11 protein-coding genes are annotated in these 17,213 nt (G+C 32.7%); 1 reads left to right on the top strand and 10 read right to left on the bottom strand.

Going from position 1 to position 17,213, the window contains the following annotated elements; translation table 11 throughout:
- Positions 1 to 11: 11 nt before the first annotated feature.
- The 10 genes from AAFN75_RS13955 to AAFN75_RS13910 all read right to left on the bottom strand — a co-directional run bounded on the left by AAFN75_RS13955 (position 12) and on the right by AAFN75_RS13910 (position 16,447).
- Positions 12 to 1,889: a CRTAC1 family protein gene (locus AAFN75_RS13955; protein WP_411806906.1), complete on the bottom strand. Its 1,878-nt coding sequence runs from the start codon at positions 1,887 to 1,889 to the stop codon at positions 12 to 14.
- A gap of 26 nt (positions 1,890 to 1,915) precedes the next feature.
- Positions 1,916 to 3,571: a sulfatase gene (locus AAFN75_RS13950; protein ID WP_411806905.1), complete on the bottom strand. Its 1,656-nt coding sequence runs from the start codon at positions 3,569 to 3,571 to the stop codon at positions 1,916 to 1,918.
- A 156-nt stretch (positions 3,572 to 3,727) separates the two neighbouring features.
- Positions 3,728 to 6,289, bottom strand: a complete 2,562-nt coding sequence (locus AAFN75_RS13945) for a beta-galactosidase (protein ID WP_411806904.1) — start codon at positions 6,287 to 6,289, stop codon at positions 3,728 to 3,730.
- Between the two features lie 38 nt (positions 6,290 to 6,327).
- Positions 6,328 to 8,097, bottom strand: coding sequence for an arylsulfatase (locus tag AAFN75_RS13940; RefSeq protein ID WP_411806903.1), 1,770 nt, complete (start codon positions 8,095 to 8,097; stop codon positions 6,328 to 6,330).
- A 19-nt stretch (positions 8,098 to 8,116) separates the two neighbouring features.
- Complete coding sequence (locus tag AAFN75_RS13935; protein WP_411806902.1) at positions 8,117 to 9,277, bottom strand: mandelate racemase/muconate lactonizing enzyme family protein; 1,161 nt, start codon at positions 9,275 to 9,277, stop codon at positions 8,117 to 8,119.
- The gene (locus AAFN75_RS13930; RefSeq protein ID WP_411806901.1) at positions 9,274 to 10,596 is read right to left on the bottom strand and encodes an MFS transporter; all 1,323 of its coding nucleotides are present in this window, start codon (positions 10,594 to 10,596) and stop codon (positions 9,274 to 9,276) included. Before AAFN75_RS13930 ends, AAFN75_RS13935 begins: the two co-directional genes overlap by 4 nt.
- A gap of 36 nt (positions 10,597 to 10,632) precedes the next feature.
- Positions 10,633 to 12,495 carry a CRTAC1 family protein gene (locus AAFN75_RS13925; protein ID WP_411806900.1) on the bottom strand — a complete coding sequence of 621 codons (1,863 nt, stop codon included), beginning with the start codon at positions 12,493 to 12,495 and terminating at the stop codon, positions 10,633 to 10,635.
- 154 nt (positions 12,496 to 12,649) lie between these two features.
- Positions 12,650 to 12,820 (bottom strand): hypothetical protein, encoded by a 171-nt coding sequence (locus tag AAFN75_RS13920; RefSeq protein WP_411806899.1) that lies wholly within the window; start codon positions 12,818 to 12,820, stop codon positions 12,650 to 12,652.
- Between the two features lie 147 nt (positions 12,821 to 12,967).
- Positions 12,968 to 14,539: an alpha-L-fucosidase gene (locus AAFN75_RS13915; RefSeq protein WP_411806898.1), complete on the bottom strand. Its 1,572-nt coding sequence runs from the start codon at positions 14,537 to 14,539 to the stop codon at positions 12,968 to 12,970.
- A gap of 72 nt (positions 14,540 to 14,611) precedes the next feature.
- Complete coding sequence (locus AAFN75_RS13910) at positions 14,612 to 16,447, bottom strand: metallophosphoesterase family protein (RefSeq protein WP_411806897.1); 1,836 nt, start codon at positions 16,445 to 16,447, stop codon at positions 14,612 to 14,614.
- 306 nt (positions 16,448 to 16,753) lie between these two features.
- Here AAFN75_RS13910 and AAFN75_RS13905 point away from each other — a divergent pair, with 306 nt between their 5' ends.
- Positions 16,754 to 17,212, top strand: a complete 459-nt coding sequence (locus AAFN75_RS13905) for a (2Fe-2S)-binding protein (RefSeq protein WP_411806896.1) — start codon at positions 16,754 to 16,756, stop codon at positions 17,210 to 17,212.
- The last annotated feature ends 1 nt before the right edge of the window (position 17,213 follow it).

Genomic DNA, 17,213 nt, shown 5'->3' with positions numbered 1-17,213 from the left:
AGTTAGAAATTCTATTTCCCAATAGAATAAGTTGTGTTTAATGTTTTAATATTTAATTGTTGTTTTTCGCCGTTGCTCCATACAACCTCTGCTTTATCGACTTTATTACTAGTGCCCAAACCAATATGTAAATAGGTATCTAAACCTTGAGAATATGAGGATGAAGTTGCTCCAACCACACGCTTGTATGTTTGCCCATTTGCAGTAAGCGTTAATACAGCCCCTACTGGAGACGCTTTACCTGATGGCGAATACCCAACATTAACTTTTACAAAATTATTTGGAGTTTGGCTATTGTTGGTAAATAAATGCCATTGACCGCGTTCGTTACAGTAGATGATATCTAAATCACCATCATTATCATAATCAAATACATCCGCACCCATGCCAGTTGCACCGAGCTCTTTTCTTATAATGCCATGACTTTTAACTTTTATGAATTTTTCACCTTTTTGATTGAGGTATAAAAATTGTTCAATTTGTGAAGCAGAATTTCCGTAGCGTACCACAAAAATATCTGAATACCCATCATTATTGAAATCCCCAATAGCAGAACTGGTAGTTTGTTCAGTAATATCGATACCGTATTTTGAAGTAACATCAACAAACTTACCCCCTACGTTTTCTAATAACTTGGCAGGTAACTCTTTTAACCTTATAGTTTCAGGTTTTTCAATCACATTATGAATTACTCCTGATGTTGGCGAATTGGTTTCTCCAGCAAAACGCCATAGATTATCACCTAAATAACCAATATATAATCCTTTTTTTGAAGTGTCTTTTGGCCAACCTTTTGCTTCTTTTTGAGTGATTGTTAAATCATGATGTCCATGTTCATCATCTTTTCGTTCGAATAGATTTTTTTCACTTCCAATAAATACATCAAAATGAGGAAACGCCATTTGTAAATTCTCCAATTTTAAATCGCCTTCAATTTTTACTTCATGATGAAATGCTTTTCTTCTATCAAAAAAAAAATAAGTTTTTGTAGTTTCATCATAGTCACTTTCAGAATCAAAAGGATGTTTTGATCGTGTTAAGAATAAGTCAAAATCACCATCATTATCAAAATCTATTTCAGAAATGCTATTAACTAAATTGGTGTTTTTTAAATCACCTAAAACATCCTTAGAAACATCTTTAAAACCAAGTCCATCTTCACCTTGTACAGCTATAACTTTACTGCCTCCATAAAACAAAAAATCTTTGATATTATCATTATTGAAATCTGTTATCGTGGTGCGCATATTAAAACGATCGGCATGAGGCAATAAATCCATAAACGAAAACTCCTGATCTTTGTCACTATTATATAAGAAATGCGCTCGCTCAATTTTTTTGTTTGGAGGAAATGCAGATAAAATTAAATCGAGTTCACTATTATTATCAGCATCAAAAAACTTAACCGCTCTACCTCTACTCGCTTCAAAATGTTTGAACTCATTTTCTTTTGAAACGGATCTATCTTTCCCTATGGTATAAGCTCTCAACTTTCTTGGGTTTTTACCATCACCACCTCCTGGTTGTACTAAAACATCAATTAGTCCATCGTTATTATAATCGGCAACTGAAATGCCGTGTGTATCTCCAAATATAAAGGGTTCTCCTTGTGAAAAGACACCTTTATTATTCCAAAATAATTCTACTCTTCTGGAATGTTCAGTCAACAATAAATCTAAATAACCATCCTGATCTAGATCTGCAATAACAGCGTTATCAAATTTACGTCGATTTCGATTTTCTAATGGAATTATTTCTGAATCCTCAAAAAAAGTAGGTTCTGAACTCGATATTAAATTTGATTGTGCTCCACAGCTAGTTATTAAAAGGCAAAAAAAAAGAATTGCTCCTGTAAACACAGCTGTCTTTGATATTATTTTATTAATCATTACGGGAATTTATTAACTAATTAAACTTACTGTTTTGCAAGATTACCTTTCCAACCTTTGTTAAATTGAGCAATTAACGCTTTAACAACTTCAGGGTTTTTATCAGCTATATTTTTAGTTTCTTTAGGATCGTTTATATGGTCATACAATTCTACAAAAAGAGGCTCATTTTCTGGTTTTTTATAATCCTTCCAAATAATAATTCTGTATTTAGCAGTTCGCATCGCATAACCCATTACATTATTTTCAAATAAATCTCTGTTCCATTTATCCCCCATTTGTGCTTTTATACGCTTTTCTTGTATTTCAATTAAAGGCCCGAAATACGTTTCGCGCATCCCTTGCGATAATGGATTTGCTGCCCACTCTCTTAATGCTGGATTTGGAAATTGGCTAAATGCAGCCTTTTTCCATGGTTTGTTTGGGTTACTTAATAAAGGGACAAAACTTTGCCCCTCTAAATGACTTGGTTTATCAAGACCTGCTAACTCACAAAGCGTAGGATACATATCTACCAATTCAACAAGCGCATCAGATTTTGCACCACGTGTTGAATTTGGCATATTCGGTGTTGAGATTATTAATGGTACGCGTGTTGCTATTTCGTAGTTTGTTGCTTTTCCCCAAATCCCCATATCTCCTAAGTGCCAACCGTGATCACTCCAAAGAATAATAACGGTATTCTCACGAACTCCAGCTTCATCTAAAGCATCAATCATTCTACCAATTTGCGCATCAACATAACTTACACAAGCTAAGTAAGCGTGTTTTAAAGTTCTAGCCATCTCATCATCAATAGATCCTTTTTTAGGAATCCCATATCTTGCTCGTAATTCAAATGAAGGATGTAATCCCATTGCTGCTCCACCATCTGGACCTTCAGTTTGTGTTGCTAATTTTATTTTAGTAGGATCATATAAATCCCAGTATTTTTTTGGTGCTAACCAATCTAAATGTGGCTTTTTCATTCCCATACCTAAAAAGAAAGGTTTGTCGGGATTTTTTTCTAACATGTCCTTTAATGTTACAATAGCTAGTTCTGCATTGTAACCATCATCATAAAACGTATCTGGAACATCCGCATTTTCATAAGCAGGACCTTTTCCTAAACCATTTCTAGGGGCATCCTTGCCATATTTTGCGATCATATCAGCCTGATTCTTCTTGAACATTTCTTGACTTTCTGGATTAGCAAATCCACCTGGTGTCTTGCTTTTTTCTACGGTCATTTTATCATAAGCTGGCTCTCTACTCCAAGATAATTCTGCATCGCCAAATCTGGTATTATGATAAATCTTTCCAGTACTGGTAGTTTCATAACCATTAGCCCTAAAGTGTTGCGGTAATGTTAATATGTCTGGATTAGCATCTCTAAAATACGTGAAGTTTTCTATAACATTTATAGTTTCAGGTCTTGCTCCTGTCATTAAACTTGCTCTAGATGGACTACAAATTGGTTCTTGACAATAAGCTCTGTTAAATAATAAACCATTAGCAGCCAATTTATCCATATTAGGAGTTATGGCAATATCTGAGCCGTAAGCACCAATTTCTGGACGCAAATCGTCAATGGCAAGAAATAAAACATTAAGCTTTTTCTTTGGTTCTTCTACTCTTTGTTCTGTTTTAGATTTACAACTGACTACAATTGCTAATAGAAAAATAATTTTTAGTAATCTCATTACTTTTTTAGTTTAATTAGTTATCAAATAAATAAATAAAAATTAAATTTTTCTATTACTAACTTACCCCATGATTGCAATATTTTAACATGTTTTGACTTTATGATACCGTTCCTGTTTTTAAAAGTGAAGTAATCTTATAAAGTTACTTGTTTATTATGCCTTAATAAGCTTAAAGTTTTTACTTAAACCTTCACTAGAAACCTTAATAATATAAATACCTGAAGAAGCAAAACCTAAGTCTAAATTTAATTGTTTAGTATTACTGTGTTTTGAATTATAAATATTTTTACCATCTAAACTAATAACCTCAATCTTAATTGAGCCCATAATTTTTTTAAAATGTAAACTGACCAAGCCCAAAGATGGATTGGGAAATAAACGAATATCGTTTTCAATATTTAAATCATTTAAACCAAGATTATTATCTTCATCTCTGAGTTCCACAAAAAGTAATTCGTAAGGTTTCAAAGTTTTAATGTTAGTAATATCAACTCCTTTTAAAAGATCTTTTACTGTAGTTCCATTAACAGGATTCTTTAAGTTTATTTCGATTTGCGCGTCTACTTTTCCTGTATTTATAATGGACATGATTTGATTACCTGAGCTATTTTCAACAGATTTCCATAAGCAAATTGGATGACCAGCACTACTCGTTTCTGTTAATTCTACATTTGGAGTATTTCCAAAACCATCAACAATAGATAGCGCTGCATTTTTAATGTTTTCCGCACCAGAAGTATACGTTATACTTCCTGTTAAGCTACTGGTATTTCTATTATATTCGTCCTTTTTAAAACTAACATTATCCATGATCACTTTACCTCCAGCATTAATGTAAGCCTGTAATGCATCTTTATCTTCTTGGGTAACAAACTGCGTTTTATGAACTAGTACAACATCCCAATCACTAGGACTTTCGTTTAATAAAATATCTTTAGTAACAAAGCCAAGTGGTACACCTTCAAATGAAAGTGATTCATATAACTCCAAAACATCATCCATGTGTTTAGGCTTATTTACTGAAGATGCTTTTGTATAAAAAATCCTGATTGGTTTTCGTTGCTTTTGAAATGCTGCAATATCCTCGGAATGTGCATTTAAATCCATTAAAGTGGCATGCAACTCATTGACTACTCTTGGTTGATGATTATTTGAACCTGCATAACCTGGGTCGTTTTCATTCCTTGGGCTACCATCTTCTCGTCTAGACCAAAACCATGTCTGGCTTGCATTTAAACCTTGTGTATGTGCTAACCAATAAGTAGCTCTTGAATGTAACGGATTCAAATATAAATTAATGGATGCTTTTGTAGATAAGAAATGAGATTCTGTATTAATCATCATTTTATTTGGGCTAATAGATTTAAAGAAATCATGTGCCATAGACATTTCACTCCATTCAAAAATATAATCAGCCTCCCAAGGTTCGGTATTCCAAGGTGCACTTCTATGAACTGCTCCTGTATCATTTCCAATAAAACCAGACATGCGTGTAAGCGCTTCGACATCTATGCCTCTGGTTCTTTCATTATTAGTCCAAAATTTTGGAATTATTTTTAGATGCACTTTAGCGTTTGGGTCAGCAGCAATAATTTCATCTTTCATAAATTGATACCAATTGGTTACCCTGTCCATATTAAAAGACATCCAATCGTACCATTTTGCTGTACCTTGAAGCGTTACCGATATTGGAATAGTAATGGTTACTGCATCAAAATCTGCAAAGCTAGTTCCCCAAAGTGTATTAAGATTAGCAATGGTTGTATGCTTATTTTGTAACCAAACTTTAAATGCTTCAATAGTATAATTTGAAACACCACTACTCGCCCAACTCAAATTTCCGTTGGCTTCTACAGTATTAATAAAATGCGGTTCATTACACATCATATAGCCTAATTTGCTATAATTTTTTCCAGACATTTGTGGTATCATCCCTTGGATTAAAAAACCCATCATTTCTTTTGCTCCAGGGTGGTCTATATCATACTCTGTGTACCTAACATTCTTTTCATCTTTTATAACAAAATCGGCACCATACTTATCAATTGCCCATTGTGGCACATTTCTATTGTTGATGAAAATGAAACCTGCTTTACCTGAAGGTTTACTGTTTATTTCATTAAGCTTGTTAACTCTTATAGTTCCTGTATCATCAGTAATATAATTTGGTGTCATAAAATATCCGTCTAATTGACCGTGATACTCCTGAAAAAGACTTGTTTCTGGTTTCCATGTCCAATCTGCTAAAAAAACTGGTTTCCCTTCGTGTAATAATTTATTACCGCTAATAGTAATATTTGCCCAATCTACATTAGGTGTTGGCTTTCTAATAATATCATCATTTATGATTTTATTCAACTCTACTAATGATGAATCCAACATGGTTATGATATCTTGTCTTTCAAAATCCGGAAGTAAATTTGCCATTTGAGAAGCATTGTCTTTATAATGCCAAGTCACTCCAAAATAGTCTGTATTTTTAGTAATATTTGCTTCATCCCAATTGGCATAATCTAAAAAAACCTCAGCTGTTCTTACCGTTAGTTTTTCCCTTAAAGCTTCTTTTCCTGAAGTTTCAGCTGTTACAATAAGTGCATTGAGTTCATTAATTTTCTGTAGTGCAGTTGCTTCTAACGTTTGTGCGAGAACATTGTAAGAGTTAAAAACTATGGCAAACAATAATAAAACGACTATCTTATTTGAGAAAATTTTCATATTAATGGCTTTATTATTAAAATTCATAATATTAAATACTAATTCAATTTTATAACATCCACAAAAACTGGCCCTATAGGCAATCTATCCATTTTTATATAAGCATGGAAGTTCCCTTCTCCAGCCTGTAATTTAACGGTCTCAAAATTAACTTGTTTTTGTCCAGCTAGAATGGGCTTAGATATATGCAAATTATTGTACTTTAAATGTGCGATACCATCTGATTCTATTTCAGGCAAATCAAAAGATACTTTATAAGTTCCTGCTTCAGTTTTCACACCCCAAAAACCTAATTGATTATCTTCAATAACACGTGGCCCACCGTAATCAAATCGAGAAATTACACGAGGTCCCCCCCAATCAAATCGAGATAAAGTAACATGTGGTTGTGCCTTAGTGCCTAAATGAATTTTTTCAATGCCTTTTGCATCTCGTTCTTCTGTAACCTCATCAAACCAATTTTCGTAACGCGATAACATCTCGTCTACAATTTCCGGATGATTTTTTGCGATATTGATACGTTCACTTGGATCATTTTCAACATCATAAAGCTCCAAATTTTTCAATACATTTTTTAATTCAAAATCTGTTGGCTGATGCACTATTCCATGAGGAAAATTATGTGGACTTACCAATTTGTATTTTGGTGTTCTCAATGAAAAATGCATGTATTTAAATGGTGTTGGTCCATAATGCATCTGTACAACAAAATCTCGATTTTTTAGGTTATCAGATTTATTTTTTGTCCAAAGTGGCAATAGAGATTCGCCATCTATATGAATATTTTTTGGTGCGTTTACTTTAGCAACTTCCAATAAGGTTGGAAATATATCTATAATGGCTCCCATATCCGAAGTTTGCCTTTCAGGATTTATTTTCCCAGGCCACTTTACATAAAAAGGCACACGAATACCAGCATCATAAACACTTGTTTTGGTGCCTCTTAAATTAGCAACCCACCTTCCTGGGTAACTATCATTTTTTGTTCTTCTGTGACGAGGACCATTATCTGAAAGAAAAATAACTATCGTATTATCTTCAATACCTAAGGCTTTTAATTTATCAAGAACTCTTCCCACGTTGTAATCAATATTATCAATCATTCCGTAGGTAAGTGCATTGTCTTCATGTAAACCCATTTTTCTAAAAGGCTCTGCTCGACTCTCTGGAACTTGTAAAGGAAAATGTGGTAAGTTAGTTGCTAAATAGGTAAAAAATGGTTTTCCGTCTTTTTGACTCATAAAATCTAATGCAGCTTCGGTAAAGATATCATCGCAATAGCCTTCATACTTTTTTTGTTTGCCATTATGTTCCAAAACGGGATCAAAATATGTGTTTCCAGCAGGTCCTGCTGCTTGCCCAATACCGCCTCCTCTATGTACTAAAGTTTCTTGAAAACCTTGATCTATAGGACGCATTGGTGTATTATCTCCTAAATGCCATTTTCCAAATATGCCTGTTCTGTAACCGTTATCTCTAAGAACTTCCGCAATAGTAACTTCGGAAGTATTCATGAAATGATCGACCTGAGTAACCGCAGTTACACCTGTTCTGTAAGGATATCTTCCTGTTAATAATGCAGCTCTTGAAGCTGAACAATTTGGGTAACTAAAAAAGTGAGTCATTTCAATACCTTCTTCTCCAATAGATTCCATGTGAGGTGTTTTTAAATATGGATTTCCATGTGCACCAATATCTCCATAACCTTGATCGTCTGTCATCATAATGATGATGTTAGGTCTTTCTTGAGCTTGGACATAAATGACACTAAATGCGAAAGTAAAAAGTATTGAAAAAAATAATTTCATTGTATTTTTATTTATTGATTTACCAGTTCGTAAAAGAACCATCTTTTCTTTTTAAACGTGGCGTTTCAACAGGTTTGAAACCTTCTTTAAGCGCTAACTCTTCATTAAACTCAATCCCTAAACCTGGAGCGTCTGTAACTTTATAACGATTTCCCTCTAATTTGGGTTGCACAGGATAATAATTAATATCATCTAATCCTGGATTTTCCACTGGTGTGTTCATTTCTTCTAACCAAGTAAAGTTTGGACAAGCAGCAGCTAAATGAATTGTTGCAGCCGTACAGATGGGTCCAATAGGATTATGTGGCAATAAATCTATATAATGCGCCTCAGCCATGTTTGCCACTTTTATAGCTTCTGTAATACCTCCAACATTACAAACATCTATTCTTGCAAATTGTGTAATATTCTTTTCTATATATGGTAAAAACTGCCATTTACTTGCAAATTCTTCGCCAATAGCAAAAGGAACATTTATCATTTTTCTTAATTCTTGATAAACCTCTGGGGACTCATCTCTTATAGGTTCTTCAATAAAATCAAGAGTTCCAACAGGCATTTTTTGAATAAATGACACGGTTTCTGGAACTGATAATCTGTGATGATAATCTATACCGATAGTTACTTTATTACCTACTTCTTTTCTTAATGCAGAAACCCAATCGGCAATAATTGCGATAGAATCTCTAGGTTCAAATTCTGAAGCATATTTTCCTTCTTCATATTCAGCTGGAGCTAATCGTAGCATCCGCCAACCTTCTTTAATTAAAACTTTAGCACGTTCAATTAATTCTTCTTTACTACTAAATCGTAATGAAGCAAAACACTCAACATAATCGCGTTGTTTTCCTCCTAAAAGTTCATAAACTGGAACACCTAAGGCTTTTCCTTTTAAATCATGAAGTGCTATATCTATTGCTGAAATTGCAGCAGTTAATACACGTCCACCTTCAAAATATTGTCCGCGATATAAATCTTGCCAAATGGCACCAATTTGTCTTGGATCTCTACCAACTAATAATGGTCTGTAATGATTTATCGCTCCAATAACTGCTAACTCTCTTCCTGTTATTCCAGAAGCGCCCCAACCATAAATACCTTGATTGGTTTCTACTTTTACATTAAGTTGGCTTCTACCTGCAATATTTACAGGGAATACTTTTATATCTGTTATTTTCATAATCCTATATCTTCAATTTCATCATCAGCATCTTTCAACTCTATGCGCTTAACTTTTCCAACGACCAATAAAATTGATAGAAAACCAATGACTGTTATTGCTCCAATGAAAAATAATGCAGGACTAAAATCTCCATCCTGAACTAGTACTCCAATAACAAAAGGTACAACAACCGCAGACAAACCACCTATTAAATTAAACACACCACCTACCAGTCCGATAATTCGTTTTGGTGCTATTAAAGAAACAAATACCCACATGATTGATGCTAACCCATTTCCAAAAAAAGCAATCGTTAAAAATAAAATAATTAAGAATGTACTATCGGTAAAGTTTGCACCAATAATTAATGTTGATAAAGATAAACCTATCAATACAGGCATTTTTCTTGCAAATTCTGGTGTTTTTCCTTTTTTCACTAAATAATCTGATGAAAAACCAGCTAAAAGCACACCACAGAATGCAGCTAAAAAAGGAATAGATGCTAAAAATCCTGATTTTATAAAATCAAGTCCACGATATTCCACTAGATATGTTGGAAACCATGTTAAGAAAAATATTGACATAGAGCCCATACAGAATTGACCTAAGTAAACGCCCCACAACTTTCTGTGTTTAAAAGCTTCAAAGAAATCGTCCCAATTAAACTTTTCCTTTTTTTCTGAAGCCGTTCTTATTTTTTTTGAAAATCCTCCACCCTCTTTTATCAATTTTAATTCTTCTTCACTTACTGATTTGTGCTGATCCGGATCACGATAAAAAGCATACCAAACACCGGCCCAAAGAATCCCAATTATACCAGAAATTATTAATAAACCTCTCCAGCCCACTTTATCTTGAATTAAAGTTAGTGCAGGAAATAAAAAGGCTAAACCAATAAATTGACCAGATGTATAAATGGCTATTGCCGAAGCGCGTTCCGTTTCTGGAAACCATTTAGTTACTATGGCATTATTTGCTGGATAAGATGGTGCTTCAAATACACCAATACTTGCTCTAAGCCCTAGTAAAAGTTTAAATGAACTCACAAAACCTTGAAATAGTGTTGCTATAGACCATAGAAGAAGCATAAACGCATATAAAAATCGTAAACGTACTTTATCAACTATAATACCTCCTGGGATTTGTAATGCAGCATAAGCGATACCAAATATTGAGAAAAGCGATCCCATTTGAACGGTAGTTAAATCTAAAGATTCACTTATTGCAGATGCTGCTACAGAAATATTAGTTCTGTCTAAATAGTTGATGACTACTGTACCAAAAATAAGCGCTAAAATATTATAACGCTTTTTAGTGATTTTAGATTTTATTCCCAAAATAAATGATATTAGAAATAGTTAGTTGATATTCTTTTATTTACCAATAAAGGTAGTTGTGTTAAAACTGGTAATCGTTTTTTCTAATGTTTCCCCATTAGTCCAAGTAACTTTAACTTTCACAGGTTGATTACTAGAACCTAAACCAAAATGAACAAGATCATTAAAACTTAAGGAATACTGTGCTCCTGTAGAACCTACTCGCCTTTGTTGAATGTTTTTACCAGACTTAACTGTAACTATTGCGCCTAAAGCTGTTGCCTTTTTTGAAGGAGAATTTCCAACCTCAACAACAATAAAGTTATTCTTTTTAGCAATATTAAATTCATTTTTAAACAAATGCCATTTACCACGTTCGTTACCTAAAACAACATCTACATTACCATCGTTATTATAATCTAAACTCTCAACAGCCATTCCTATAGCTCCTAATTCTGTAGATATCATGTTATGACCTTTCAGTCTTTCAAACTGATAGCCACCTTTATTTAAAAATAAGATAGTTTGATTTTCGTTAACTAAGTTTCCTCTTGGAACAACTAAAATGTCACTAAAACCATTGTTATCAAAATCAGCAATTGTAGTAGCACAAGAATGTTCTTTAAATAAAAGATTCGTTTTGTTTGTAGCATCTTGAAACTTCTTTCCTTTGTTTTCTAATAAAACATCTTCAAGACCTTCAGGGTTCTCATACTTTGGATAATCTTTCACACCATGAACAATACCTGTAGCAGGCGCAAAAAGAAATCCAGCAATTCTCCATTTTTGATTACCTACATAACCTATGTACCAACCCTTTTTTTCTTTATAATTGGCATTGTCTGGAAAACCAAGTGCATCACTCATTACTAATTTTATGTTTTTCCCTGAATGTGTTTCTCCAGAGAATTCATAATCATAAGATGCTTCACCAATAAAATAAGTATCATTATTTGGCCATTGCGATTGGAAATTTTCCATTTGTAGAATGTCTCCTGTTTCTAAATCATCAAATTGAAATTCACCTCTTTTAGTGTAAAACCCAAAGGTTTCAGTTTCCTTATCAAAAAAAGTTTCACCAATTTTAAATTCTAGACCTCTAGAAAAGTATAAATCAAAATCGCCATCATTATCAAAGTCGATTTCAGAAACCCCATTTACTTCATCTATATCATTTGGTAATACTTTTTTTGTAACATCTTCAAAAGTAAAACCTTCTCCACCTTGGTACATAATAACATTTTTATTACCATACATTACAATATCAAAAATATTGTCGCCATTAAAATCTGTAACCAATACTTTTTGACCATCAAATTTACTAGCTGGTAAAGTGGAATTAAGAATTAGTTCTCCATTTCCATTATTTTCATAAATATAGTTCTCCGTTTCCCCTTTTTTAGCTCCATCTGGGAATGCTAAATTTAACAAATCTAAGTGTCCATCATTATTAATATCAATAAAATCAACGGTTCTACCACGCATCATAACTAATGGTTCTTTAAAATCTTTTAAAGGCACAAATTCTCTACCTATAACACGATACATTTTTGAGTTTCTGGCATTACTTCCAGACCCTCCTCCACGAGACATAATCACTTCTAAATTCCCATCAAAATCTATGTCTCCAACGGAAACACCATGTAAATCGCCCATTATAATATCATAAGGTTTAGCAAATTTACCTTTGTTATTCCAGCATACTTGAATACCATAACCATGATCGTTTATTAATAAATCCAAATAACCATCTTGATCTAAATCTACAACTACTGGAGCATCCCATTTTCTTAGATTTTTTTCTTGTCTTGGAAATTCTTTAAAAACTTCTTTAAAAGCTACTTGAGCGTTTATAGCAGCCGGTGTAGAGAAAAATATAAAACAAATTAAAAGGATAAAAGTGAATTTATTGTTTGTCATAAAGATGTATTTTATTGTTATTTTTTATTTGATATATTAAGTTTCTAACTTAAAACAAGACTTAACTCTGCAAAGAAAAAAATAATAAAGAATTGTTTTTATACAAATCTTAACTGATACTTCCTTTATCTTACCTTTAAAAAAGTTTAGAATCCTAAAAAACTAAAACCACAAATAAAATGACACCAATCATTGCAAATGTGGCAACTATTAAGTTAATCATAAAAAGTCTGCCCATTTCTACGCCCAATAAAGATGCTACGGCTAAAGGCCCTGGAGTTTGTGGTATTATTGTGTGTGTGTGTGTTAATCCTTCTAAAAACAACAGAAACAGTATTTTTACCTCCTAATATTAAAGTGACATCTCATGCAATTGCTGTTAAAATTAATGCTATAAATGGATGAATTTTCCATTTAGAAATACACAATATTAGTATTAATAAAAAAGTAAGTATTACTAATAAATCAAAAATCATCTTTCATTTTTATGAAGAATTCTATTTAATTTTCCTTTTATGTTAATCTTAAAAACCAAAGCCACATCATTAGGCAAATCACTTGGTAATGTAATTTCTAAATTTTCTTCTGTTCTTTTAAATTCTAATTCTCCATTGCCAATTAAAGATATACTTTCTATACTTTTTATAGATTTAGGTGTTTTATTTAAACCTAAAGATTTTATAGTGGTAATTCCATTTTCAGGAATAGCCAACTGAATAGCATATAGTGTATCACCTTTGGTGGTAAAACGAATATCTGTTTCGTCAAAAATAGACACATCAGGTTTTGCCCATCTTGTCATATTTCTATTCCATTGAAATCGTAACTCTTCTTCTCCTAAATGTCCTTCGCCTTGAATTTCCCAAGGTCTCGACCCATGAATTGATTCTTCATTTTGTTTTAACCACTTGCCAATATCCTTTAGCATTTCTATCATTTCTGGATCAAAAGAACCATCTGGTCTAGGATTCAGAGATAACAACAATCCTCCATTATGAGAGACTAAATGAATTAATCTTAAAATTAAATCGCTAGACTTTTTATAAGTTATTCCATGCCACCAAGCCCAACTACCACTATTAGAAGCTGTCGTATCATCTTCCCATGGCCAAGGAATAAACTCTGGTCTTTTATATCCTCTTTCAAAAGAATATAATCCAATTTTTTTACCAAATTGACTATCTTTATTATGTACAGAAACTTCTTTATTTGCATCTATACCCATATTAAAAAAGGTTGCTAAAGTTTGTTCTTGCGTTTCTTTTACACCTCCCGAATCGAACCAAATACAATCTGGTTTATATTTTTGAACAAACTCTTTTGTAATATCAAAGCGTTTTTTAGAAAAGGTTTTTTTGTCCAAAAACCAATAATACTCTTCATTTTCTTTTTGTAATAAATCTACATTTTTATATGCTGGATTTTTTCTTAAAGTTGGTATCCATTTATTGTACATTTCCAAACTTCTGGCATGATGAAACGTTGCCATTGTTTTAATATTCCTCTTTTTAAATTCTGCAAATAATTCTTCAGTAACATCTCTTTTTGGCCCCATGTTACCAGCATTAAAAGGTGTTTCTTTACTGTCCCACATTAAAAATCCATCATGATGTACTACTGCTAAACCTGCATATTTTGCTCCAGATTCTTGCACTAAATCTGCCCATGCAACAGGATCAAATTTACTGGCTGTAAAATTTTCAGCTAAAGTTTTATAACCAAAACCATCTTTAACAGCACCATATCGTTTTTCGAAAGCAACTCTTCTTGGATCTATTTTTTTTCCTAATTGATACAAACCTCTGTAACCTACTGTGTGATAATTCCCGGATTTTGGGTAAGTTGGGTCATCTGGCCAATCTCCAGTCATTGTATAAGGTCCCCAATGAGCATAAATTCCGAATTTTGCATCTAAAGCCCAATCTGGAATTTCATGAGTATTTAGCGACTCGTAATTTGGACTGTAATATTCTTTTTTTTCTTGAGCACAACCAGTTAAGGCATAACAGGCTATTAATGAGAAAATTTTTAATTTTTTTATCATTTTTTAATCTTTTAATCTAAAAAAAATCAATTATTTATTATATCAAATAGAAATTAGCATACATTTTGAAATTTAGATTTTTATCTCTAATTTTTTCTTGTTTTCTAATTTTCCTTCAACATTAAAAATTTTAAATGGTGTATTTCCTTCTCCAATTTCAATAGTGTAAGAGCCTAATGCTAAAACTTTAGGTTGATATTTAAACCCTTTTATTCTAACTGAAGAAACCACTTCTCTTGTACTACTTTTAAGTACAGTTACTACTTGGTTTTCTTTTGATAACTGTAATGTTGGAAGTTCGAAATATTCTCTTGGGCTGTAATTATCGAATTGCGAAATGGTAATTGGCCAACCTTTGTATTGTTTTTGATTTGGGTCTGTAATATCTACATTTCTTTCCCAACATTCAAAAGTGATGGTTCTTTTTGGTTTGTTGTATTTAATAACTCCAAAACCTGCAACTCTGGTAGATAATTTTCCGCCTTCTTTTATTTGTTCTGCGGATGGATTTCCAACAGCCTCAACAGTTATTTTATTTTGAAAACCGTCTAAAAAATCGCCTGTATAATAGGGTGCATTCTTTGCTCTATTTGCTCCTGGTTTTTTAGGGTCCCACCAACGCATCCAATAATTTGCAATTGCTGGAGTTACAAAAGAATAACCTGCATCTCCAAAATTATCTACTCCGTGTTTTACAAAGGTTGCTAGATGTTGGTCTCCACCAATCATAAGAGAAAAACTTTTTCTTATAACTGCTAAAGCTTTGTTTCTTCCTGTTTGCGGCCATCCATTTGTGTCAAAATCTGCAATAATTTCTCTGTCGTGTTTGCCTGTATAATTATTTACCATTGCAAAAACAGTTTGTGTTAATACTGTTTTCATTTCTGCATTTTCCCAATCTGTTGTCCAATCTTCTAAAAACTTTAATTGTCTATCTCCTAATAATTTTGCATTCGGAATGTCTAATTTTCTGGTGTCAACAGTTGCATCAAAAATGGCATCTTTTGTTCCATTAGGAAAAATATCTGGTGCATATTTAGGTAAATCTAATAATCCCGATTTAAACTTTCTATCTTCTAAAATGGCAAAACTAATGCCTCCCCACTTTAAATCTGTATAATACACACCGATACCTTGTTCTATTGGAGTAGGATCGTACGGGTCTGGTAAATGGCTTGTCTGTGCTCTTTCTACTTCTTTTACATAATCTACTGGCATATAATAACCTCCCGAAATGCCACTTCTTGTTTCGGTTTGCTTACCATCTGCACCCCAAATATTACCTTGTCCCACATCATGATCATCTACAATACAAATGGTAGGCGTGTTTCTAATTATCGCTTCAAAATCTTTACCAAACTTTAACCAATACAGATAGTGTTGACTATGATCGTATACCTGATCTCCAGAGAAAAACAATAAATCTGGTTGTATTTTTTTAAGATTTTCTACAATATCCGTTCTTGGGATATCACCACCATGTTGGGGATAAATTGAATTACAGGTTAATGCCGCTAAAACAAAATTATCTTTATGAGTTGGGTTTTTACGAATAATGCCTTCATAAAAAGCTTTATTGTTATGAACCACTCTGTATTTTACTTCTTTAGTGTCATCCCAATTTTCAATTCTAAAAAGTGACGTATAGCCTGGGTATTGAATTCTTGCATCTGCTCTTTTTACCCATTTTCCGTTTTCCTGAATTTCAAGAGAAGCTTCAAAAGGTTCAAAGTTTTTAATTGGGTAAAATTGGGCATTTAGTTTTACCGTTTTTTCATGCACGGTGTACATTGCAAAACATATTCTATCCTCAGGTGCTATATTTGGAGGTAATGAAATTAAATTTTGTGCTCTAATTGCGGTAGTTAAGAATATGAAAAGTAAAAATACTAATAACTTTATTTTCATTTTATTAAATATTAATTAACCAAAATCGCAGATATAAATACCGTCATTTTAAGTTTAATAATGCGCTATTTATAGCTTCCAAGAACGGAATAGTTTTTTAATAACACATACTTTATAATACCTCATCATATAACAATATTATCTTAATTATAAAATCATAATGCTTCATACAAAAATTAAGGTAATTTTTGACTAATTAAGGGTAACTAGAGCTAATCAATTTAAAGGAAAATAGATACATTTATAATCTATCTATAACATGCTATATCAATTACTTATTAAAACATATAATACAACGAATTAATTATGATAACACTAAAAATTAATGGAAAAGAACATACCGTAGATGCGGATGCTACCATGCCACTACTATGGGTAATACGAGACATTATTGGTTTTACAGGCACAAAATTTGGATGCGGAAAAGGTTTATGTGGTGCTTGTATGGTGTTAATGGATGGTAACGCTATAAATTCTTGCCTAATGCCAGTTTCTGCAATGCAAGGAAAAGAAATAATTACTATTGAAGGAGAAACAAAAAACCTTCAAGATCTTCAAAAATCTTGGGCAGAATTAAATGTACCTCAGTGCGGATTTTGTCAATCGGGTCAATTAATTACAGCCACCGCCATGTTAAACAATAACCCAAACCCTACTGAAGCAGAGATAAACGGTAATATGGCTCGTAATATTTGTCGATGCGGAACTTATCCTAGAATTAAAGGTGCTATTAATCATTGTGTTGAACAAAAAAACAAAAATTAAT

It is taken from the genome of Algibacter sp. AS12, assembly GCF_046736315.1.
Classification (GTDB): domain Bacteria; phylum Bacteroidota; class Bacteroidia; order Flavobacteriales; family Flavobacteriaceae; genus Algibacter_B; species Algibacter_B amylolyticus.
The sequence above is the reverse complement of the archived record's forward strand: the minus strand, read 5'-3'. Positions and strand labels throughout refer to the sequence as shown.